We start from the raw sequence: 19367 nt of genomic DNA, 5'->3' as shown, positions 1-19367 counted from the left end.
CTGCCAACCCAACGGTGCTGGTCACCATCCTGCCACCGTGCTCATGCTCCCCGGCTCCCGAGCGGGCGCACCGGCTTCGGCGAGCCGGCGGACACTCGGCGCCGGGCCGAGCAACGCCCGCGCGAACCGGGCGTGCGTGGTCCCGAGTGCCCTGGTCAGCGCCATCGAAAGGGCGAGGAACAGGACCCCGAGCGCCGCCCACGGCAGCGCCTCCACCGTCGAGTCGACGGTGATCCACCGGACGTCCCACGCCGGGAAGTAGTAGGCGCCCTCGGGCAGGAACCGGAAGTAGATCGGCAGCGCGGTCAGCGCGAGGCTGGTCGCCCAGAACACCACCACCAGGACGAACTCGATGATCCCGAGCGGGAACAGCAGGACGAAGTACGCGATGTCCCGCCAGGTCGCGCCGTCGCCCAGCCGCGCCTTCCAGCGCGCCTTCTGCCCGCCGTCGGGCAGCGGCCGGTACGGGATCGCGATGTAGGTGTTCAGCAGGGCGTAGACCCGGGCCCGTTCGACCCGCGCGGCGCCCCGGGCGATCAGCACGGCCAGCGCCGCGAGCGGCAGCCCCACCCACACGATCGCCGTGCCGATACCGGCGGTGATGAGCGTGAGCAGCGTGACGAAGCCGGCGATCCCCACCGGCAGGTTCATCAGCAGGTACGCGACCGAACCGCCGACCGAGGGGCGTGGCCGGGTGCCGTCCTGCTCGACGAGGGCCGAAGTCATGGCTGGTTCCTTTCTCGGGGTGTCGCGAACCAGCTTCGCCCGCGAGGGCCCCGCCAACCATGGTGTGCACGGGCATCTCGCAGGTAGGGCTAACCCCACCGCCGCGCCGCGGGGGTGAGGGAAATATCCCGCTTGCCCGGCGCGTTATCCTGTGTGGGTTGTGATCCACCAGCAAGGGGGTGAACGGTTTCGACTCTGGACGTTGATTCAGGGGAAGCGTGCCGGTGCAGGCGAGAGACCACCGTAAGCGTCATCGCAAACCAATAAGCGCCAAGGCCAATAGCCAGCGCGACTACGCCCTCGCTGCCTAAGCGACGGCTAGTCTGTCGGCCCGGGAGTGCCTCCGTCCCGGTCGCCGGCATCAGCTAGGAGGCTTACCGCCGGTCCCGGCCACGGGGACCGGTTGGGAAACCCACAGTGGCTGGGCCCGTCACCTTGGCTTGTTCGCGTGACCAAGGGGGCCGAGTAGAGACCTAGCGGACTGCGCACGGAGAAGCCCTGTTGAGGCGGCAGAGGACCCGGGTTCAATTCCCGGCACCTCCACTCGTGGCGGCGAGTGCTCGCGGAGAGCGCTCGCCGCTTACTCGTGTTCGGACATTTCTTGTGGGGGCCGAGCCCCCGCACCCCCAGCCGGGGGCGCGCCCCCGGACCCCCATCCGCGGTGGTCGCTTTGGGCGGGTGGGGGACAGTCCCGAATTATGCGGCACGGTTGCGTTGGTGGGGGATTTCCGGTGTTGGGTGGTCGGTGGTCATTTCTTCGCGCAGCGTGTTGTGGACGTGGCGGGCGGCGGTGCGGAAGGCCAGGAGGAGCCCGGCGATCAGGACGAGGGCTGCGACGGTCAGGGGAGTGATGGTGGGCTCCGTGGGTGAATCGGCGGGGCGCTGAACGGACCCGTACACGATTGCCGGTGCGGCGCGTGGGAACCAGGGCATACCGTCCCGGACTGGACAGGGGCGAAAGTCCCTCAGCGGGTGGCCGGTGGCCGGGGTTTGCGCCTTGCGGCGTAGACGGCGGCTTCGGTTCGGCGTTCGAAGCCGAGCTTGTGCAGCACCGCGGACACGTAGTTCTTCACCGTCTTCTCGGCCAGGAACAGCTTCGCCGCGATCTGGCGGTTGGTCAGCCCGTCCGCGACCAGCTCGAGCACCCGCCGCTCCTGCGGGCTGAGCTGCGCGTACCCGGAGTCCTGCTGATTGCCCTCGCCGCGCAGCTTGCTCAGCACCGACGCGGTCAGGTGGGCGTCGAGCAGGGAGCCGCCCGCCGCGACGCTCCGGACCGCGGAAACCAGACTGGTCCCGCTCACCTGTTTCAGCAGGTACCCCGAAGCGCCCGCCATGATGGCGCCGAACAATGCCTCGTCGTCGGAATAGGAGGTGAGCATCAGGCAGGCGGGCGGCGGATCCACCGACGCGCGAATATCGCGGCACACGCTCACGCCTTCGCCGTCCGGCAATCTGACATCGAGAATGGCAACATCCGGTTTCGCCACCGGAATTCTGGCAAGGGCTTCGGCCGCCGAACCGGCCTCACCGGCGACTTCGAGATCGTCTTCGGCTTCCAGCAAGGTTTTCAGTCCGGTACGGACGACTTCGTGATCATCGAGCAGGAACACCGAAATCGTCATGCCCGTGCCTCCCGGAAAACCGATCACCCTCTCAAGGGGACCGTCCACACCAGTGTGGTACCACCCTCGGGCACGCTTCGCACAGTGCAATTCCCCTTTCGCGATGCCGCGCGTTCGGCGAGATTCGCGAGCCCGCTGCGCCGCGTGACGCCGACCGGAATTCCGGCGCCGTCGTCGGTCACCGTGACGGTCAGTTCCCGGCCCGCCCGGTCGACCACCACGCTCACCGCAACCGAGGTCGCCGCGGCATGCCGGGCCACATTGGACAGCGCCTCCCGCACGGTCGCGATCAGGTCGTCCCGCAGCGGGGCGGGGACCGCCGTGTCGAGCGGCCCGTCGAAGTCGATCCGCGGTTCGAAGCCCAGCATCCCCGCGGCTTCCGTCCCGAGCCGCAGCAACTCGGCGCGCGGGCTGTCCCGGCCCTCGGCCGGTTCCCGCAGCGAGAAGATGCTGTTGCGGATGTCCCGGATGGTGCGGTCGAGTTCGTGCACGAAACCGGTGACCCGGTCGGCGACCTCGGCCTCGGTGATCATCTTGCTGAGCCCGGCCAAGCCGAGCCCGGTCGCGAACAGCCGCTGGATCACCAGATCGTGCAGATCGCGGGCGATCCGGTCGCGGTCGGAGTACACGGCGAGCCGCCGCCGGTCCTCCTCGGCGCGGGCGAACTCCATGGCCAGTGCCGCGTGCCCGGCGAAGGTCTGCGCGAGTCGCACCTCCTCGTCGGTGAACGGGACCTTGTCCCCGATCTTGGCCACCATGAGGACGCCGAGCGTTTCCTCGCCGACGGTCAGCGGGACGGCCACCGCGGAGTCCAGATCCTTCACCAGCGCGGGCAACGAGATCCCGGTCCCGGCCTGCTGCGCGACCACGTGATCGCCGTACTGCCGGACGACCACCGGCTTCCCGCTGGTGAAGGCGAGCCCGGTCGCGGTGCCCTTCGCGGGCACGGTGATCCCGGCGAGCCGGGACACGGTTCCCGGCTCGTCCGATTCGACCACCTCGAACACCAGGGTCGACCGATCGCCTTCCCGCGGGCGCGCGATGCCGCCGACCGTGGCACCGGCGACCAGCCGCGCGCGTTCGGCGATCAGGTGCAGGGCCGCGGTCGGGTCCTCGCCGGTGAGCAGGGCGCTGGTGACCTGGTGCGAGGCTTCCAGCCAGCGTTCCCGCCGCCGCGTTCGTTCGAACAGCGTCGCGTTCTCGATGGCGACGCCCGCGGTCACCGCCAGCGCGCCGATGGATTCGCGGTCCTGCTCGGTGAACGGCTCACCACCGGGTTTCGGCGCGAGCTGAAGGGTGGCGAACACGGTGTCGCGGACCCGGATCTCGACCTCGAGCGAACCGGGGCCGATGCGTTCCGGCCGGGGACCGGCCTCGGCGACCCGCGTGCCGTCCTCGGCCGTCGTGAGCGCACCGTAACCGGCGCCGACCAACTCGCACGACGACTGCACGATCCGGTTCAGCACGTCGGGCAAGCTCAGGTCGGCGGCGACCCGCACCACCCCGTCCAGCAGGCGGCGGACATTGGATTCGATCACCACACCCCTACTGCCGTCACCTCGGTGTGGTCGGTGCCGTCAGGGGGTTCGTTACTGCCAGCCGAGGCCCTGAAGTCGGCGGCCGTTCACCACTTCCGCCGGGAGCCGGATTCGCCGATCGTCGGTCGCCGGATACTCCCACCGCAGGCCGGGCAGGCCGCTGAGCGGGTCCGGCGCCGTGTCCTCGCCGGCGCGGCCGAGCACGGTGACGCACCAGCCCTCGGTCAGGTCCGGCGCGAAGGAATCCGCCTCGAAGGCGATCACCGAGTCGTTCGCGGCGGCGAACAGGGCACTGTCCGCGGGCGCGGGGAAACACACGCAATCGCCGTTCAGCAGGAACCGCACCGGCTGCACCGCGGGTAGTCCGCGATTGGTGAACACGACCCTGCCGATCGGCGCGGTGCGCAGCAACGCGAGGCACTGGGCGCGATCGAGCACCTCGGGGGCGGAGGAGTCCAGCATCGAGTGCCTCGGCATTCGTGGTCGCAATGGTTTCGAGACTCACCTTCGCCCGATGGAGTGAACCTCGGTAGGGCCATAGGACCCGGTCGGCCGGGTGAGTGTTCAGTGCGCGCGGAGGAACCCGGTGACGGCCTCGACGTAGTCCCGTGGGCGCGTCACGAGCAGCGAATGCCCGCCGTCGGGGAACATCCGGAGTTCGGCCCCGGGGTGCAGGTCGAGCAGGCGGCGGGTGTGGGTTTCGGTGATGCTCCGGTCGTCGGCCGCCTTCAGCACCAGGATCGGGCCCTGCCACGCCTCGGACTTCCGCAGTTCGGGTTGGCGGCGCGCGAGGTCGAGCAGCATGCGGAGGGAGCCGATCGCGTCCCGCGGGCCGCCCCGCTCCTGGGCGGCGTCCACCTGTTCGGTCCAGAACTCGGCCTCGCCGGAGTCCTGCCACACCGCGCGCAGCGCCTGCCGGGTCAGCTCGCGGTAGTCCGCCCACGGGGTGTTCTCGATTTCGGCGATGCGCCCTTCGAGCCGCTCGACGTCCTCCGGGCCGTAGAGGCCGGTGCCGGTGAACACCAGCGAGCGGATCCGCCCGGGCGCGCGGCGGGAGAACACCTCGGCGAGCATCCCGCCCGCGGACTGGCCGACCACGTGCGCGCGGTCGACGTGCTCGGCGTCGAGCACCTCGGACAGGCCGTCGGCGAGCGCGTCGAACGAGCACGCGCCCCGCGGGTAGTCCACGACGATCGTGCGGAACTCCGGGGTCAGGGCGAGCGCGAGGTCGATCCAGGCGATGCCGATTCCGACGCCGCCGGTGAGCAGCAGCACGGGCTCGCCGCTGCCGCCGGTGCGGTAGTGCCAGTGCAGTGCGCCGGTGCGGAGTTCCCGGCTTTCGTGCGCCCGCTCGAAAGCCGCCGCCCGTTCCTGAATCGGCTTCATATAGTCAAATTAGCATAGCCTAACCAAAGTTGAAGCGGAGAGTCGATGGTCCTGGTCGGCGGGGGTCGTTGGACCCTTATGCGGTGACCGCGTGTGCGCGGATAGTGCTGGTGCGGCGCGAGTCGCACCAGGGGGAGTCGCGTATCAGGAGGGCCAGAGATGTCCGGCTACGACCTTGCCTCCATCATCCGCCGACCCGGTCGCGTCGGTTTGGCCGACGTCGAGCGCGTGGAAACGCTGACCGCCGGGCTTCGAGCGGTGGACTACCAGTACGGCGGCGGGTGCTGCCGGGATTCGGTGGTCGCGCTGCTCGCCTGGGGACATCAGTTGCTCGCCGCCGACTGCTCCGGGGCGGTCCGGAAGCGCTTGTGCGTCGCCGTGGCCGATCTGCACAACCTGGCGGGCTGGGCATCGTTCGACACCGGCATGGTGGACGCCGCCCGCCGCCATTTCGACTACGCGCTGGAACTGGCCAAGGAGGGCGGCAACGACGCGCTCGTCGCGAACGTGCTCTACCGGATGGGCCGGGTGCACCTGCACCACCGGTCGCCGGAGGACGCGCTGGCGCTGTTCCGGCTCGGGCAATCGGTCGCCGGGGCGAGCGGATCCTCGCTCATGGTGAGCATTCTGAGTGCCAACCAGGCCTGGGCCTTCGCGAAACTGGGGAAGACCGAGGACGCCCTGCGCCAGCTCGGCGGCGCGCAGGACAAGTTCGCCAGGGCCGATGTCGCCGAAGCGCCGCCGTGGGCCCGGTTCTTCGACTACGCCGATCTGCACGCGATGATCGGGACCGTGCACACCGAGCTGGCGCTGCACGCCGACGCGAACCACGTGCGGCGGGCGATCCCGGCGTTCGCCACCGCGCTCGCCCGGTACGGCGAGGGGACCGCGCGCAGCCGGGCGTTCAACCTCGTGCAGCTGTCGCTGAACCACCTGCTGGCCGGTGAGGTCGACCACGCGGCCGAGGTCGGGGCCGAGGCGATCGACCTGGCCGCGACGGTCAAGTCGACCCGGATCAAGGACCGGATCTGGCCGCTGAAGAAGGAGGCCGATCGGCGCCGCGACCATCCGGCGGCGGTCGAACTGTCCGACCGGATCCTGATGTTCATGGGCACGCTGCGCGCCGCGGCGTGACGGCGGTAGCCTCGCGGCATGCCGTCGGAGCACGTGATCGTTTCGTCCACAACGGACAGTGAAGACGCCGCCCGGGAACTGGCGGCGCGGGCGATCGAGGCCAATCTCGGCGCCTGCGCGCAGATCGTCGGGCCGATCACCAGCGTCTACCGCTGGGAAGGAAAGGTCCAGACCGACCAGGAATGGCGGGTGGAGATCAAGACCGCCGCGGACCGGGTCGCCGCGCTGACCGATCAGCTCAAGGCGAACCACACCTACGACGTGCCCGAGATCATCGTGACCCCGATCGAAGGCGGCAGCGCCGACTACCTCACCTGGCTGGTCACCGAAACCCGCCCCTGATCCCCAGCGCCGCACTTTCATGAGGGGACCCCTCCGGACAAAATTTGTCTGGAGGGGTCCCCTCATGAAACTTTCGCGCTAGGTGGCGAGGGGGAGGAGGAACTGCCGGGTGCGGGTTTGTTCGGCCTCGGTGCCGACCGGGATGGCGATTAGTTCGGTGGCCCCGGCGTCGGCGAGGCGGCGGATTTCGCGGACGACCGCGGTTTCGTCGCCGATGAGGGCGGTGTCCGCGATGCCGGTGTGGCCTTCGCGGTCGAGGATCGCGCGGTAGTAGGGGATTTCCGCGGCCGCGCCGAACTGGTCGGCGATCTCGGCGCGCCGGGCCGGTTCGTCACCGGTCACGCAGACGAGGACGTTGGCGACCACGCGGGGGTTCGTCCGGGGACCGGCGGCTCGGGTGAGAGCCGGGACGATGTATTCGGCGATGGTCCTGGGCCCGGCCCACACGGTCACCGTGCCGTCGGCGAGTTCCCCGGCCACGCGCAGCATCGCCGGCCCGAGCGCGCCGACGAGGAGGGACGGCGGCCGTGCCCCGGGAGCCTCGATCGATCCGACCGCGGTGAGGGTTTCGCCTTGGCGGGAAACGGTTTCGCCCCGGAGCAGGGGGCCGAGCACGGACAGGTATTCGCGGAGATGCCGGGCCGGGCGGTCGAAGGACAGGCCCAGCTGGCCTTCGACGATGTGCCGGTGGGCCACCCCGAGGCCGAGGGTGAGGCGGTTGCCGATTGCCGACTGCACGGTCAGCGCCTGCGCGGCCAGCGCGAGCGGGTGGCGGGGATAGGTCGGCAGGACGGCGGTGCCCAGGTCGATCCCGGGCACCTCGCGCCCGACGACCGCCAGGGCGCTGAGCACGTCCCAGCCGGTGCGCTGACCGGCCCAGGCCGCGGTGAACCCCGTCTCGGCGGCTTCGCGCGCCTGATCGACCATCGCGTCGACCGGGGCGCCCAATTCGTTGAGGAACAACCCGATGCGCATGAATTCTCCCTAGGCGTAGGCGCTGTGCAGGCGGGTGCGGTCGAGGTCGGCGGATTCGGCGAACAGTTCGATCGCGCGCGGGCCGACCGCTCGCAGGGCCTTGGCCGGAGCGGGCCGGGTGGGTTCGAACGCGTGCTGCACGGTGGTCGCCAGCAGATCCGCCTTGTGCTCGGTGGGCTCGGCCGTGCGCCCGCCGTTGTAGGAATCGGTCAGCAGGAAACCGTGCAGGGTCGCGTGGTAGGCGTAGGAGATCTCGCGCACGGTCAGGTCGGTGCGGAGCAGGTCGTGTTTCGCCAGCAGGGCCAGGTAGTCGTCGAACGCCTCGTGGTGGCGGGGGTGTTGCAGATCGTGCAGGGCCTTCGCGAGCTTGCCCAGGACTTCGGGATCGGTGGTGTAGACCGCGCGGAGCAGCGGTCGGCGCAGCACGTTCGTGAAATGGATCTTGGTGAGCCGGTGCAGCAGGGCGGTGGCGGGATCCGACCGCAACGCTTCGACGAGTTCGTCGAGCGAGGCCACCACCTCGCGCTGCAGCACGGCGAGGAAGAGGTCCTGCCGGGTCTTCCAGTGCAGGTAGACGGTGCCCTTGCCGATCCCGGCCCGTTCGGCGACGTCCTCCACGGTCACCCGGCGGTACCCCAGGTGCAGCAACAGGTCCGCGGCGGCGTCCAGGATGCGGTCGGCCCGGGCGAACCGGCCTTCGGTGTCCGAGGTGGAGGATGCGTCGGTCATGGTGCGAGCATATGACCAGATTTGAAATTTCGTCAACAGTCACATGTCAAGCGAGCACTGGTGACCGTGCGTGGCCGGAGGACGGTGTTCGAGCGAGTTTCTTCCGCTGACCACTGGAACGGCCGATAGACCATTTCGGGTAATTGGGAGAAAATGGTTATCCGGTCACGGACCGTGGGGGTCCGGCCTTGTGAGGTGACCATGGCCCTTGGAATCGATCTTTATGCGCGATACCAGAAGGTCACGGATTGGCGGGCGGTGCGCAACCGCGGGGTCGGCTATGTGTGGGTGAAACTCACCGATGGTGGCGGCCGGGCGCAATATCCGGGTGACGGTCTGGTTTCCGGTGCCCGATCGGTGGGCATTCCGGTCGGTGGTTACCACTACGCGCAAACTTCTCCCGCGCCCGAACGTCAGGCCGAAATCCTGATCAACGAGGTTCGCCGCCTCGGCGCGACCGGCCTCGTCCCGATGCTCGATCTCGAGGCCCCGTTCGCCCCGAACAACGCGGCCCGGGATTTCGCCATCCGGTTCTGCCGCAAGGTGGCTTCCCTCGGCTTCCGGCCCGGCGTGTACATGAACAACTCGTTCGCCAAGGCGCTGCGACCGGACAACTGGGGCATCGGCGAACTGGTCATCTGGCTCGCGCGGTACGGGGCGCGGCCCGATGCCGCCGCCGGCCGGTACGACGTCCACCAGTATTCCCAAGCCGGGCAGATCCCCGGAATCAACGCGAGCGGTGTGGACCTGAACGAGTCCTACACGAACCGGCACTTCGCCGAGGAGGAAGACTTGCGAGACGATGAACGCAATGCGTTGATGACCATTTACGGTTACATCGTGGACGGTCGCGGGGACAGCCCGATGCCCGGTCGCGGAATGGTCCTTTCGCAACGCGAAACCGAGAAGACCGTCAACCGGATTCTGGAACGCCTCGAGCTCGCGGTCATCGCCGCGATCTTCACCGGCGGGCCGTCGATGCCGAACGGGCAGTCGATCAATTCGATGCTGGCCGAGCTGCTGGGGCGCAAGGAATCGGCGGAAGTCGGTCCGGAGGCGCGCAAGGAGATCGCGACGGCGATGCTGGAAGCCCTGCCGGACGACCTGGCGAAGGAGATCGTCGAGGAGCAGGGCCGGCGGCTGGCCGGATCGAGCTGATCGCGCCGCAACCGGGGGTCGGTGAGGGCTGTCACACCGATGGGTGACATGCTGTCCGGGTCCCGACCATACGGGGGCCGGAAGAAGGTGCCAGATGACTTGGGCAAGGCACGCAAGCAGTCCGAAACCGGTTGACGAGCAGGGATGGCTCGCCGGGGTCCGCGCGGAGGAGCGGGTCCGGCTTGACGAGCAGAACGGCCGCGCGGCGCTCACCGTCGCGGGGCACTCGTCGGACGCCCGGGAATGCGCCGAATTGCTGGCGATGCTCGGCCTGACCGCGGATGGACGCAGCACGGCGGACAGTTAGCGACCCTTCACGGACGGCGACCGCCGATCCGGCTGGTCAGTTCGTCCGCGGTGCGGCGGATCTCGGCGGCCAGTTCGGGCCAGGTCTGCCCGCACACCGCGGGCTCGTTCGCGCAGTGGTGCCGGAAGGTCACGCTGATCGCGGCGAGCGGGCGGCGGCCGTGGTCGAAGACCGGATGCGCCACCGAGGCGAACCCCGGGGTGACGTATCCGTCCTCGACCGCCCAGCCGAGCCTGCGCTCGGTGCGCAGGACCTGCCGCAGCTCGGCGAGCCCGCGCGGCCCCCGCTCGGTGCGCCGCAGGAAGGCCGACGCGGCCGGGAACAGCGCCCGGACGTGGGCGGCGGGCACCTGCGCCAGCATCGCCCGGCCGGAGGCGGTCAGATGCGCCGGCAACCGTACCCCCACCTCGGTCACCAGCGTCTCCGGGCGGCCGGGACGTTCCTTGATCAGGTACAGCGACTCGTTGCCGTGCAGCACGCCGAGATGCGCGGTGTGCCCGACCCGGTCGACGAGCTTGCGCAGCAGCGGACCGGCCAGCCGCTCCAGCGGATCGTGCCGCAGGTACGCGGAACCGAGCTCGAACGCGGCGATGCCCAGGCCGTAACGGCGTTCGGCGGGCAGATGCGCGACGAACCCGGCGGCCTCCAATTCGGACAGCAGGTGGTAGGTCGTCGAACGCGGCAGGCCCAGTTCGCGGGCCACGGTCGCGGCCGACACCGGACCCGCGCGCCCGGCCAGCACGCGCAGGATGCTCAGGCCCCGGCGCAACGCCGGGACATCGCTGCTCGTGCCCACGCGGTGCCCTCCTCGATACTCCTGGTGATTCCCGAGGCTACGACTCAACAGAATGATCCGCCGTCACGTCTGAGGGACGACACCCCGCCGGAAGGACTGCCTTGGCCCTCAGCTTCGACGAGTTCGTGGCGGCTCGGCTGGACGCGTTGCTGCGCTATGCCACCGTGCTGACCTGCGACCCGCATCTGGCGCAGGACGTGGTCCAGGAGGTGCTGCTCCGCGCGCAGCAGCGCTGGCCGCGGATCGCGGAGACGGACGCGCCGCACGCCTACGTCAAACGGATGGTGACCAACGAGTACCTGTCGTGGCGCCGGCGGCGGGCGGCCCGCGAGGTCGCGCTGTCCCTGCCCGTGCTCGACGCCATCGGACCGGTGGTGCCCGATCCCAACCTCCAGTACGACGAGCGCGACGCGATGCTCGCCCGGATCGCCCGGTTGCCCCGCAAGCAGCGCACCGCGGTCGTCCTGCGCTACTACGAGCACTACACCGACGCCGAGATCGGCGCGGTCCTCGGCTGCCGTGAGGGAACCGTGCGCAGCCACCTTTCCCGTGCGCTGAGCACCTTGCGCACGGTCACCCGCCAGCCCGCGCTTTCCCCCAGGGAGGCTCTGTGACCGCGCCGCACGACACCGAACAGCTCATCCGGGACGCCCTGGCCCGGCAGGCCGAGCGCGCCCCGCATCCGCAACGCGTGCTCGCCGGGCTGCACCAGGGCCGCACCCCGCGCCGCGGATCCTTCCGGCTGCTGGCCGCGTTCGCCGCGGTGGCGATCGTGGCGGTCGGGGTGCCGTTGTCGTTGCGGCTGCTGGCCCCGGTGAACCAGCAGGCGCCGCTGCCGCCCGCCGCACCGGCCGCGCCCCCGGAGCGGCCGGGGACGCCCCTGCGTTTCGGCCCGGGCTGGCTGCCCGAGGGCCTGGTGGAGACCGAACGCGGCCACGCCAACGATCAGGGGGTGTACCGGACGTGGACCCCCGGGCACAACGGGGGCATTCAGGACGGGAACGAGCCGTACGCCCAGCTCTCCGTGTACCCGGCCACCGCCCCGGCCTGGGCCGACGTGCCGCGCGTCCTGGCCAGCGGCAAGAACGGGGTGCCGGTCGGCGGCACCCGCGGGTACGTGGCGGCCGACCGGGCGGAGGACCAGTTCGCCCGGCTGGTCTGGATGCCCGGGGCGGATACGGTCCTCGTGCTCAACGTCGGCAACCTGCCGAAACCGCTCGCGCTGGCGCGGCGGATCGCCGATTCGGTGCGCCCGGTCGAGGCCCCGGAGGTGCGGATGCCGGTGATCGGGGACGGCCTGCGGGACCTGGGCTTCTCGGTGCGTGGCGCCTCGCCGGACGGCTGGACCGCGGTCGCGCAGGGCCGCCGGGGGAAGTACCTGGTGTCGGTGGAACTCAGCCGGGCCGAGTTCCGCCCGGGCGGCCAACCGGTGACCGTGCGCGGCCGGTCCGGCAGCTACCTCGAACGGCCGGACGGATCGCTGCCGGGTTCGCGGATCGCGGTGCCGCTCGGCAACGGGCTGCTGCTGTCGGTCTACGGCACCGACGCCGACGGTTTGATGCCGCTGCCGGACCTGATCGCCGTGACCGACGCGCTGACCGTCGACGAACAGGCCGGTTACCCCTGGCTCGGCACTCGCTGACCCGCCCCGCGGCGCTCGCCGAAAGTGGCGGCACTTTCGGTGCGGTCCGGGGTGTGTCTGGGATACCAGACACTCTTGGTGGATCTCGGGTCGTGCGGCGGGCCGGGCCGCGCTGGGATGGGGGCATGGGTGAAACCGTCCTGCTCGGCTCGAAACCGCTGACCCGCGACGAGGTGGTCGCGATCGCCCGTGGCTCGGTGAACGTGCGGCTCACCGACGTCGCGGCGCGGAACGTCGCCACGGCCCGGGAACACATCGACGCGCTGGCCGAGGCCACGCAGCCGACCTACGGGGTGTCGACCGGATTCGGCGCGCTCGCGGTCCGGCACATCCCCGCCGACCGCCGCGCCGCGCTGCAACGCTCGCTGATCCGCTCGCACGCCGCCGGGGCCGGTTCCGCGGTCGAACCCGAGGTGGTGCGGGCGATGATGCTGCTGCGCCTGCGCACGCTGGCGTCCGGCTACACCGGGGTCCGCCCGGCCACCGCGGCCGCGCTCACCGGGCTGCTCAACGCGGGCATCGCACCGGTCGTGCACGAATACGGTTCGCTCGGCTGCTCCGGGGACCTGGCGCCGCTGGCCGCGGTCGCGCTCGCGCTGATGGGTGAGGGCGAGGTCTTCGACGCCGCGGGAAACCGGGTGCCCGCCGCCGACGCGCTGCGCGAGGCCGGGCTCGAGCCGATCGCCCCGGCCGAGAAGGAGGGCCTCGCGCTGACCAACGGCACCGACGGGATGCTCGGCATGCTGGTGCTCGCGTCCGCCGATCTGCACCGCCTGCTCGACGTGGCCGATCTGACCGCGGCGATGAGCGTCGAGGCGCTGCTGGGCACGGACCGGGCGTTCGCCGCGGACCTGCAGGAACTGCGGCCGCATCCCGGTCAGGCGCGTTCGGCGCGCCGGATGTTCGCCGCGCTGGCCGGTTCGGAGATCGTGGCCAGTCACCGCGGCCCGGACTGCACCCGGGTGCAGGACGCCTACTCGCTGCGCTGCGCGCCCCAGGTGCACGGCGCGGCGCGCGACACGTTGAGCCACACCGATCTGGTCGCCGACCGGGAGCTGATGTCCGCTGTGGACAATCCGGTGGTCTTCCCCGACGGCCGGGTGGAGTCCAACGGCAACTTCCACGGCGCGCCGGTGGCCTACGCGCTCGACTTCCTCGCGATCCCGGTGGCCGACGTGGCGAGCATCGCCGAGCGCCGCACCGACCGGATGCTCGACGTGGCCCGGTCGCACGGGCTGCCCGCGTTCCTCGCCGCCGATCCGGGCGTGGACTCCGGGCACATGATCGCGCAGTACACCCAGGCCGGGCTGGTCAGCGAGCTGAAACGGCTCGCGGCCCCCGCCTCGGTGGACTCGATCCCGAGCAGCGCGATGCAGGAGGACCACGTGTCGATGGGCTGGTCGGCCGCGCGCAAGCTGCGCCGCGCCGTCGACGGGCTCACCACGGTGCTCGCCGTGGAACTGCTCACCGCCGCGCGGGCGCTGGACTTTCGCGCGCCGCTGCGCCCGGCGCCGGTCACCGGCGCGGTCCGGGACCTGCTCCGCACCCGGGTCGACGGCCCCGGCCCGGACCGCCACCTCGCCCCCGAGATCGCCGCCGCCGAAGACCTCATCCGTTCCGGCGCCGTGCTCGACGCCGTTGCCGACCAGTGGGAGGAAATCCGATGACCAGGACGGTTCGCGCCGCGCGCGGCACCGAGCTGACCGCGAAGAACTGGCAGGCCGAGGCCGCGTTGCGGATGTTCCACAACAACCTCGATCCGGAGGTCGCCGAGCGGCCCGAGGATCTGGTGGTCTACGGCGGCACCGGCAAGGCGGCCCGCGACTGGGCCAGCTTCGACGCGATCAGCCGGTCCCTGTCCACTTTGGACGCAGATGAGACGCTGCTGGTGCAGTCCGGCAAACCGGTGGGCGTGTTCCGCACGCACGAGTGGGCGCCTCGCGTGCTGCTGGCCAACTCCAACCTGGTCGGTGACTGGGCGACCTGGCCCGAGTTCCGCCGGTTGGAGCAGCTCGGGCTGACCATGTACGGCCAGATGACCGCGGGTTCGTGGATCTACATCGGCACCCAGGGCATCCTGCAGGGCACCTACGAGACCTTCGCCGCGGTCGCCGCCAAGCGGTTCGGCGGAACGCTGCGCGGCACGCTCACCGTGACCGCGGGACTCGGCGGCATGGGCGGCGCCCAGCCGCTCGCGGTGACCATGAACGACGGCGTCGCCCTGGTGATCGAATGCGATCCGCGGCGTGCGCACCGCCGGGTCGAAACCCGGTACCTGGACGAGGTCGCCGACGACCTGGACGACGCCGTCCGCCGGGTCGAGGCCGCCAAACGCGAGCGCCGCCCGCTCTCGGTCGGGGTCGTCGGCAACGCCGCCGAGGTGCTGCCCGAACTGCTGCGGCGGGGTGTCGAGGTGGACATCGTCACCGACCAGACCTCCGCGCACGACCCGCTGGCCTACCTGCCGAAGGGCGTCGAGCTGGACGACTGGCACGACTACGCGGCGAAGAAGCCGGACGAGTTCACCGACCGGTCCCGCGATTCCATGGCCGAGCACGTGGACGCGATGCTCGGCTTCCTGGACCGGGGCGCCGAGGTGTTCGACTACGGCAACTCGTTGCGCGGCGAGGCCAAGCTCGGCGGCTGCGAGCGCGCGTTCGACTTCCCGGGTTTCGTGCCCGCCTACATCCGCCCGCTGTTCTGCGAGGGCAAGGGCCCGTTCCGCTGGGCAGCGCTGTCCGGGGACCCGGCCGATATCGCGGCCACCGACCGCGCGATCCTGGACCTGTTCCCGGAGAACGAATCCCTCGCCCGCTGGATCCGGATGGCTTCGGAACGCGTTGCCTTCCAAGGGCTTCCGGCCCGGATCTGCTGGCTCGGCTACGGCGAGCGGCACCTCGCGGGCCTGCGGTTCAACGAGATGGTGGCCAGCGGTGAGCTGAAGGCGCCGGTCGTGATCGGCCGCGACCACCTCGATTCGGGCAGCGTGGCCTCGCCGTACCGGGAGACCGAGGGCATGGCCGACGGCTCGGACGCGATCGCCGACTGGCCGCTGCTCAACGCGCTGGTCAACACCGCCTCCGGGGCGAGCTGGGTGTCGATCCACCACGGCGGCGGGGTCGGGATGGGCCGGTCGATCCACGCGGGGCAGGTGTGCGTGGCCGACGGCACCGCACTGGCCGGGCGGAAGGTGGAACGGGTGCTCACCAACGATCCGGGCATGGGCGTCATCCGGCACGTGGACGCCGGGTACGACCGGGCCGCCGAGGTCGCGGACGAGCGCGGGGTGCGGGTGCCGATGCGGGAAAGCGAATGACCGCCGACGTACTTTCTCCCGCGGAGGCGGCATGACTACCGCCTCGAGGCTGCTCGGCGAACTCGCGGACACCGGGCGGGACCGTTCCCGGGGCGGGTACTCCCGGCACGTGTTCGACGCGGCCGAAGGGGAACTGCGCACCTGGTTCGCCGAGCAGGCCGCCCGGCGCGGGCTGGACGTGGAGACCGACCGCAACGGCAACCTCTGGGCGTGGTGGGGGAGCCCGGGACCGGACGCGGTGGTCACCGGCAGCCATCTGGATTCGGTGCCCGGCGGCGGCGCGTTCGACGGGCCGCTCGGCGTGGTCAGCGCGCTGGACGCGGTGGATTCCTTGCGTGCCAAGGGGTTCGCTCCGGCGCGCCCGCTCGCCGTGGTGGTGTTCGCGGAGGAGGAGGGCGGCCGGTTCGGCGTGCCCTGCCTGGGTTCCCGGCTGCTGACCGGTTCGCTCGACCCGGACCGCGCCCGTGCGCTGCGCGATCCGGACGGCGTCACGCTGGCCGAGGCCGCCGCCCGCGCGGGCCACGATCCCGAACGGTTCGGCCGCGATGACGAGGCGCTCGGCCGGATCGGCCGGTTCGTCGAACTGCACGTGGAACAGGGGCGGGGCCTGATCGACCTCGGCTCGCCGGTCGCCGTCGGCAGTACGGTCATCGCGCACGGGCGGTGGCGGTTCTCCTTCACCGGCCAGGGAAACCACGCGGGCGCCACGCTGCTCACCGACCGCAGCGACCCGATGCTCCCGGCCGCCGCGGTGGTCGCCGCGGCCCGGCGCTTCGCCGCCGCGGCCGAGGACGCGCGGGCGACCGTGGGCAGGCTGGTGCCCACCCCGGGCGGGACCAATGTCATCGCGTCCACTGTGGACCTCTGGCTGGACGCGCGGGTGCCGGGCGCGAACCGCACCCGGGCGCTGGTCGAGGAGATCAGCGGCGAGGCGCGCTCGGCGGCCGCCGCGGAGGGCTGCGCGGTCACCGTCACCGAGGAGTCCTATTCGGACACCGTGACGTTCGACGCGGGCCTGCGTGACGAGCTGAACGGCGTGCTCGGCGGTGTCCCGGCGCTGCCGACCGGGGCGGGCCACGACGCGGCGATCCTTGCGGCGCACGTTCCGGCTGGGATGCTGTACGTGCGCAACCCGACCGGAATCAGCCATGCGCCGGAGGAGTTCGCCGAGGCCGGCGACGTCGACCGAGGCGCCTCGGCGCTGGCCGAGGTATTGGAGCATTTGTCGACATGACGACCTACTGGTGCGAATACGCGTGGTTGCCCGACGGCCTGGCCTCGGGGGTGCGGATCGAGATCGAGCGCGACGAGATCCGGTCGGTGACGCCGGACTCGCCGCGGACCGAGAACATGCTGTACGGCCTGGTCGTACCGGGTTTCGCGAACGCCCATTCGCATGCTTTCCACCGGGCGCTGCGCGGGCGGACCCACCACGATCGGGGGACGTTCTGGACCTGGCGCGAAAAGATGTACGCCCTCGCCGAGAAGCTGGACCCGGACAACTACTACTCGCTGGCGCGGGGCGTTTTCGCGGAGATGGCGCTCGCCGGATACACCTGTGTGGGCGAATTCCACTACCTGCACCACCCGGGCGGCGGCAAGCGGCACGACCCGCCGCACGAGATGGCGCACGCCCTGGTCTCCGCGGCGGAGGACGCCGCGATCCGGCTGACGCTGCTGGACACCTGCTACCTCGCGGGCGGGTTCGGCCGGGAGCTGGATCCGGTCCAGGAGCGGTTCAGCGACGGTGACGTGGACGCCTGGGCCGAACGGGTCGATTCGTTCGAACCGGAGACCCCGCAGGTGGTGGTGGGCGCGGCGGTGCATTCGGTGCGCGCGGTGCCCGCCGAGGCGCTCGGCAAGGTCGCCGAATGGGCGAAGGGCCGCCCGCTGCACGTCCACCTCTCCGAACAGCGCGCGGAGAACGAGGAATGCCTGAGCCACCACGGGCGCACGCCGACCGCGCTGCTCGACGAGCACGGCGTGCTGGGCGAGCACACGGTGGCCGTGCACGCCACGCACCTCACCAAGGACGACATCGCCCTGCTCGGCCGCACCGGGACCGGCGCGTGCTTCTGCCCGACCACCGAACGGGATCTCGGCGACGGCATCGGGCCCGCCCGCGCGCTGGCCGACGCCGGGGTGCGGCTTTCGCTGGGCAGCGACAGCCACGCGATCGTCGATCCGTGGGAGGAGGCCCGGGCGCTGGAGATGAACGAGCGGCTGGGCGTCGAGCGGCGCGGGCGGTTCACGGTCGCCGAGCTGATGGGCGCGGCGAACAACTACGCCTCGATCGGGTGGCCGCAGCTGGGCAGGCTGGCGCCGGGCGCGGGCGCGGACCTGGTCCGGGTGGACCTGGAGAACATCAACACCGCGGGCATCGAACCGGAGGCCGCGGTGTTCGCGGCGACGGCCGCCGACGTGACGGACGTGATGGTCGCGGGCCGGTGGAGCGTGCGGGACGGGCGGCACCAGAACATCCGGAACCCGCGCGCGGTGCTGAACAGGGAGATCGGAAAGCTGTGGCAACAGTCGTAACGGGAATCGCCGAACTCACCACCAACGACGAGGAACTGGGCAAACTGCGCGACGCCGCGATCGTGTTCGACGGCGACCGCGTCGCCTGGGCCGGCCCGGCCGCCCGGGCGCCGTCGGCCGACGAGCGGGTCGACGTCGGCGGGCGCGCGGCGTTGCCCGGCTGGGTGGACAGCCACACGCATCTGGTGTTCGCCGGGGACCGGACCGCCGAGTTCGAGGCGCGGATGGCCGGGAAGCCTTACACCGCGGGCGGAATCCTGGTGACCGTCGAGGCGACCCGGGCGGCGGAGGACTCCGCGCTGGCCGCGAACCTCGCCCGGCACGTCGCCGAGGCGGTGCGGCAGGGCACGACCTGCCTGGAGACCAAGACCGGCTACGGGCTGAACGTCGAGGACGAGGCCCGCTCGGCGCGGATCGCCGCGGCGGTCGCCGACGAGGTCACCTTCCTGGGCGCGCACCTGGTTCCCGCGGGCGCCGATCCGGAGTCCTATGTGGACCTGGTGTGCGGGGAGATGCTCGACGCGGTGGCGGAGCACGTGCGGTGGGCGGACGTGTTCTGCGAGACCGGCGCGTTCGACGAGGAGCAGTCCGGCCGGATCCTGACCGCCGCGGCGGAGCGGGGGCTCGGCCTGCGGGTGCACGGGAACCAGCTCGGGGAGGGCCCGGGCGTCCAGCTCGCCGTGCGGCACGGCGCCGCGAGCGTGGACCACTGCACGTACCTGTCCGAGTCCGATGTGGACGCTCTGGCGAATTCGGGCACGGTGGCCACGCTGCTGCCCGCGTGCGATCTGTCCACGCGCCAGCCGCTGGCGCCGGGGCGGCGGCTGCTCGACGCCGGGGCGACGATCGCGTTGGCCAGCAACGCCAATCCGGGCAGTTCGTACACCACGTCGATGGCGTTCTGCGTCGCGACGGCGGTGCTGCAGATGGGGCTGTCGGTGGACGAGGCGGTCCGGGCGGCGACCGCGGGCGGGGCGCGGGCGTTGCGCCGGGACACCGGGGATGGCGCGGTGGGCGTGCTGCGACCGGGCGCGCGGGCGGATCTGCACGTGCTCGACGCGCCCTCGACGACGCATCTGGCCTACCGACCCGGCGTCCCGCTCACCTGGGCCGTCTGGCGCCACGGCACCCGCGTGCACTGACCCGCCGTAATCCGGC

At 71.3% G+C, this 19367-nt stretch carries 19 protein-coding genes and 1 other RNA gene; 12 read left to right on the top strand and 8 right to left on the bottom strand.

Annotated features, from left to right (window positions below; translation table 11 throughout):
* Positions 1–21: 21 nt before the first annotated feature.
* On the bottom strand, positions 22–726 hold the full coding sequence (locus FXO23_RS18175) for a sensor domain-containing protein (protein WP_158886382.1): 705 nt from the start codon (positions 724–726) through the stop codon (positions 22–24).
* Positions 727–901: 175 nt separating this feature from the next.
* On the opposite strand from FXO23_RS18175, the gene ssrA reads away from it, so the two are divergent.
* Positions 902–1272, top strand: a transfer-messenger RNA (tmRNA) gene (gene ssrA, locus FXO23_RS18170).
* A 419-nt stretch (positions 1273–1691) separates the two neighbouring features.
* On the opposite strand, the gene FXO23_RS18165 is transcribed toward ssrA, so the two are convergent.
* From FXO23_RS18165 to FXO23_RS18150, 4 genes are all read right to left on the bottom strand, one after another.
* Entirely contained in the window at positions 1692–2348 is a 657-nt protein-coding gene (locus FXO23_RS18165; RefSeq protein ID WP_158886380.1) for a response regulator, read from the bottom strand.
* Between the two features lie 23 nt (positions 2349–2371).
* Positions 2372–3889 carry a GAF domain-containing sensor histidine kinase gene (locus tag FXO23_RS18160; protein WP_425484873.1) on the bottom strand — a complete coding sequence of 506 codons (1518 nt, stop codon included), beginning with the start codon at positions 3887–3889 and terminating at the stop codon, positions 2372–2374.
* 48 nt (positions 3890–3937) lie between these two features.
* Complete coding sequence (locus FXO23_RS18155; RefSeq protein WP_158886376.1) at positions 3938–4348, bottom strand: pyridoxamine 5'-phosphate oxidase family protein; 411 nt, start codon at positions 4346–4348, stop codon at positions 3938–3940.
* Between the two features lie 102 nt (positions 4349–4450).
* A complete protein-coding gene (locus FXO23_RS18150; RefSeq protein WP_158886374.1) occupies positions 4451–5272 on the bottom strand; it encodes an alpha/beta fold hydrolase in 822 nt (273 codons plus the stop codon).
* Between the two features lie 159 nt (positions 5273–5431).
* On the opposite strand from FXO23_RS18150, the gene FXO23_RS18145 reads away from it, so the two are divergent.
* Entirely contained in the window at positions 5432–6406 is a 975-nt protein-coding gene (locus tag FXO23_RS18145) for a tetratricopeptide repeat protein (RefSeq protein ID WP_158886372.1), read from the top strand.
* A gap of 18 nt (positions 6407–6424) precedes the next feature.
* The gene (cutA, locus tag FXO23_RS18140) at positions 6425–6748 is read left to right on the top strand and encodes a divalent-cation tolerance protein CutA (RefSeq protein WP_158886370.1); all 324 of its coding nucleotides are present in this window, start codon (positions 6425–6427) and stop codon (positions 6746–6748) included.
* Between the two features lie 78 nt (positions 6749–6826).
* Here the strand turns inward: cutA and FXO23_RS18135 are convergent, their stop codons facing one another.
* A complete protein-coding gene (locus tag FXO23_RS18135; protein WP_158886368.1) occupies positions 6827–7723 on the bottom strand; it encodes a TIGR03564 family F420-dependent LLM class oxidoreductase in 897 nt (298 codons plus the stop codon).
* A gap of 9 nt (positions 7724–7732) precedes the next feature.
* Positions 7733–8452 carry a TetR/AcrR family transcriptional regulator gene (locus FXO23_RS18130; RefSeq protein WP_158886366.1) on the bottom strand — a complete coding sequence of 240 codons (720 nt, stop codon included), beginning with the start codon at positions 8450–8452 and terminating at the stop codon, positions 7733–7735.
* A 201-nt stretch (positions 8453–8653) separates the two neighbouring features.
* On the opposite strand from FXO23_RS18130, the gene FXO23_RS18125 reads away from it, so the two are divergent.
* A complete protein-coding gene (locus FXO23_RS18125; protein ID WP_158886364.1) occupies positions 8654–9610 on the top strand; it encodes a glycoside hydrolase family 25 protein in 957 nt (318 codons plus the stop codon).
* Positions 9611–9704: 94 nt separating this feature from the next.
* A complete protein-coding gene (locus FXO23_RS18120) occupies positions 9705–9917 on the top strand; it encodes a hypothetical protein (RefSeq protein ID WP_158886362.1) in 213 nt (70 codons plus the stop codon).
* A 7-nt stretch (positions 9918–9924) separates the two neighbouring features.
* Here FXO23_RS18120 and FXO23_RS18115 read toward each other — a convergent pair whose 3' ends face one another.
* Positions 9925–10713, bottom strand: coding sequence for an IclR family transcriptional regulator (locus tag FXO23_RS18115; RefSeq protein WP_158886360.1), 789 nt, complete (start codon positions 10711–10713; stop codon positions 9925–9927).
* A 101-nt stretch (positions 10714–10814) separates the two neighbouring features.
* Here FXO23_RS18115 and FXO23_RS18110 point away from each other — a divergent pair, with 101 nt between their 5' ends.
* From FXO23_RS18110 to hutI, 7 genes are all read left to right on the top strand, one after another.
* On the top strand, positions 10815–11327 hold the full coding sequence (locus tag FXO23_RS18110; RefSeq protein WP_158886358.1) for a SigE family RNA polymerase sigma factor: 513 nt from the start codon (positions 10815–10817) through the stop codon (positions 11325–11327).
* Positions 11324–12355 (top strand): hypothetical protein, encoded by a 1032-nt coding sequence (locus FXO23_RS18105; RefSeq protein ID WP_158886356.1) that lies wholly within the window; start codon positions 11324–11326, stop codon positions 12353–12355. Before FXO23_RS18110 ends, FXO23_RS18105 begins: the two co-directional genes overlap by 4 nt.
* Positions 12356–12480: 125 nt before the next feature.
* A complete protein-coding gene (hutH, locus tag FXO23_RS18100; protein ID WP_158886354.1) occupies positions 12481–14022 on the top strand; it encodes a histidine ammonia-lyase in 1542 nt (513 codons plus the stop codon).
* Positions 14019–15671 (top strand): urocanate hydratase, encoded by a 1653-nt coding sequence (gene hutU / locus FXO23_RS18095; protein ID WP_158886352.1) that lies wholly within the window; start codon positions 14019–14021, stop codon positions 15669–15671. The genes hutH and hutU overlap by 4 nt, the downstream gene beginning before the upstream one ends.
* A 31-nt stretch (positions 15672–15702) precedes the next feature.
* Complete coding sequence (locus FXO23_RS18090; protein WP_158886350.1) at positions 15703–16905, top strand: allantoate amidohydrolase; 1203 nt, start codon at positions 15703–15705, stop codon at positions 16903–16905.
* The gene (locus tag FXO23_RS18085) at positions 16902–18209 is read left to right on the top strand and encodes a formimidoylglutamate deiminase (RefSeq protein WP_158886348.1); all 1308 of its coding nucleotides are present in this window, start codon (positions 16902–16904) and stop codon (positions 18207–18209) included. The genes FXO23_RS18090 and FXO23_RS18085 overlap by 4 nt, the downstream gene beginning before the upstream one ends.
* Entirely contained in the window at positions 18194–19351 is a 1158-nt protein-coding gene (gene hutI, locus FXO23_RS18080; RefSeq protein WP_158886346.1) for an imidazolonepropionase, read from the top strand. The genes FXO23_RS18085 and hutI overlap by 16 nt, the downstream gene beginning before the upstream one ends.
* The last annotated feature ends 16 nt before the right edge of the window (positions 19352–19367 follow it).

It is taken from the genome of Amycolatopsis anabasis, from assembly GCF_009765355.1.
Lineage (GTDB): Bacteria > Actinomycetota > Actinomycetes > Mycobacteriales > Pseudonocardiaceae > Amycolatopsis > Amycolatopsis anabasis.
Note: the sequence above shows the minus strand (reverse complement) of the source record. Positions and strands in the feature narration are given on the sequence as shown.

Excerpts from the sequence above, each read along its gene's own strand:
- FXO23_RS18135 (WP_158886368.1), bottom strand. The coding sequence starts at position 7,723 with ATGCGCATCGGGTTGTTCCTCAACGAATTGGGCGCCCCGGTCGACGCG.
- FXO23_RS18125 (WP_158886364.1), top strand. The coding sequence starts at position 8,654 with ATGGCCCTTGGAATCGATCTTTATGCGCGATACCAGAAGGTCACGGAT.
- FXO23_RS18155 (WP_158886376.1), bottom strand. The coding sequence starts at position 4,348 with ATGCTGGACTCCTCCGCCCCCGAGGTGCTCGATCGCGCCCAGTGCCTC.
- FXO23_RS18085 (WP_158886348.1), top strand. The coding sequence starts at position 16,902 with ATGACGACCTACTGGTGCGAATACGCGTGGTTGCCCGACGGCCTGGCC.
- FXO23_RS18175 (WP_158886382.1), bottom strand. The coding sequence starts at position 726 with ATGACTTCGGCCCTCGTCGAGCAGGACGGCACCCGGCCACGCCCCTCG.
- FXO23_RS18130 (WP_158886366.1), bottom strand. The coding sequence starts at position 8,452 with ATGACCGACGCATCCTCCACCTCGGACACCGAAGGCCGGTTCGCCCGG.
- FXO23_RS18165 (WP_158886380.1), bottom strand. The coding sequence starts at position 2,348 with ATGACGATTTCGGTGTTCCTGCTCGATGATCACGAAGTCGTCCGTACC.
- cutA (WP_158886370.1), top strand. The coding sequence starts at position 6,425 with ATGCCGTCGGAGCACGTGATCGTTTCGTCCACAACGGACAGTGAAGAC.
- FXO23_RS18090 (WP_158886350.1), top strand. The coding sequence starts at position 15,703 with ATGACTACCGCCTCGAGGCTGCTCGGCGAACTCGCGGACACCGGGCGG.
- FXO23_RS18120 (WP_158886362.1), top strand. The coding sequence starts at position 9,705 with ATGACTTGGGCAAGGCACGCAAGCAGTCCGAAACCGGTTGACGAGCAG.
- FXO23_RS18145 (WP_158886372.1), top strand. The coding sequence starts at position 5,432 with ATGTCCGGCTACGACCTTGCCTCCATCATCCGCCGACCCGGTCGCGTC.
- FXO23_RS18150 (WP_158886374.1), bottom strand. The coding sequence starts at position 5,272 with ATGAAGCCGATTCAGGAACGGGCGGCGGCTTTCGAGCGGGCGCACGAA.
- hutU (WP_158886352.1), top strand. The coding sequence starts at position 14,019 with ATGACCAGGACGGTTCGCGCCGCGCGCGGCACCGAGCTGACCGCGAAG.
- hutH (WP_158886354.1), top strand. The coding sequence starts at position 12,481 with ATGGGTGAAACCGTCCTGCTCGGCTCGAAACCGCTGACCCGCGACGAG.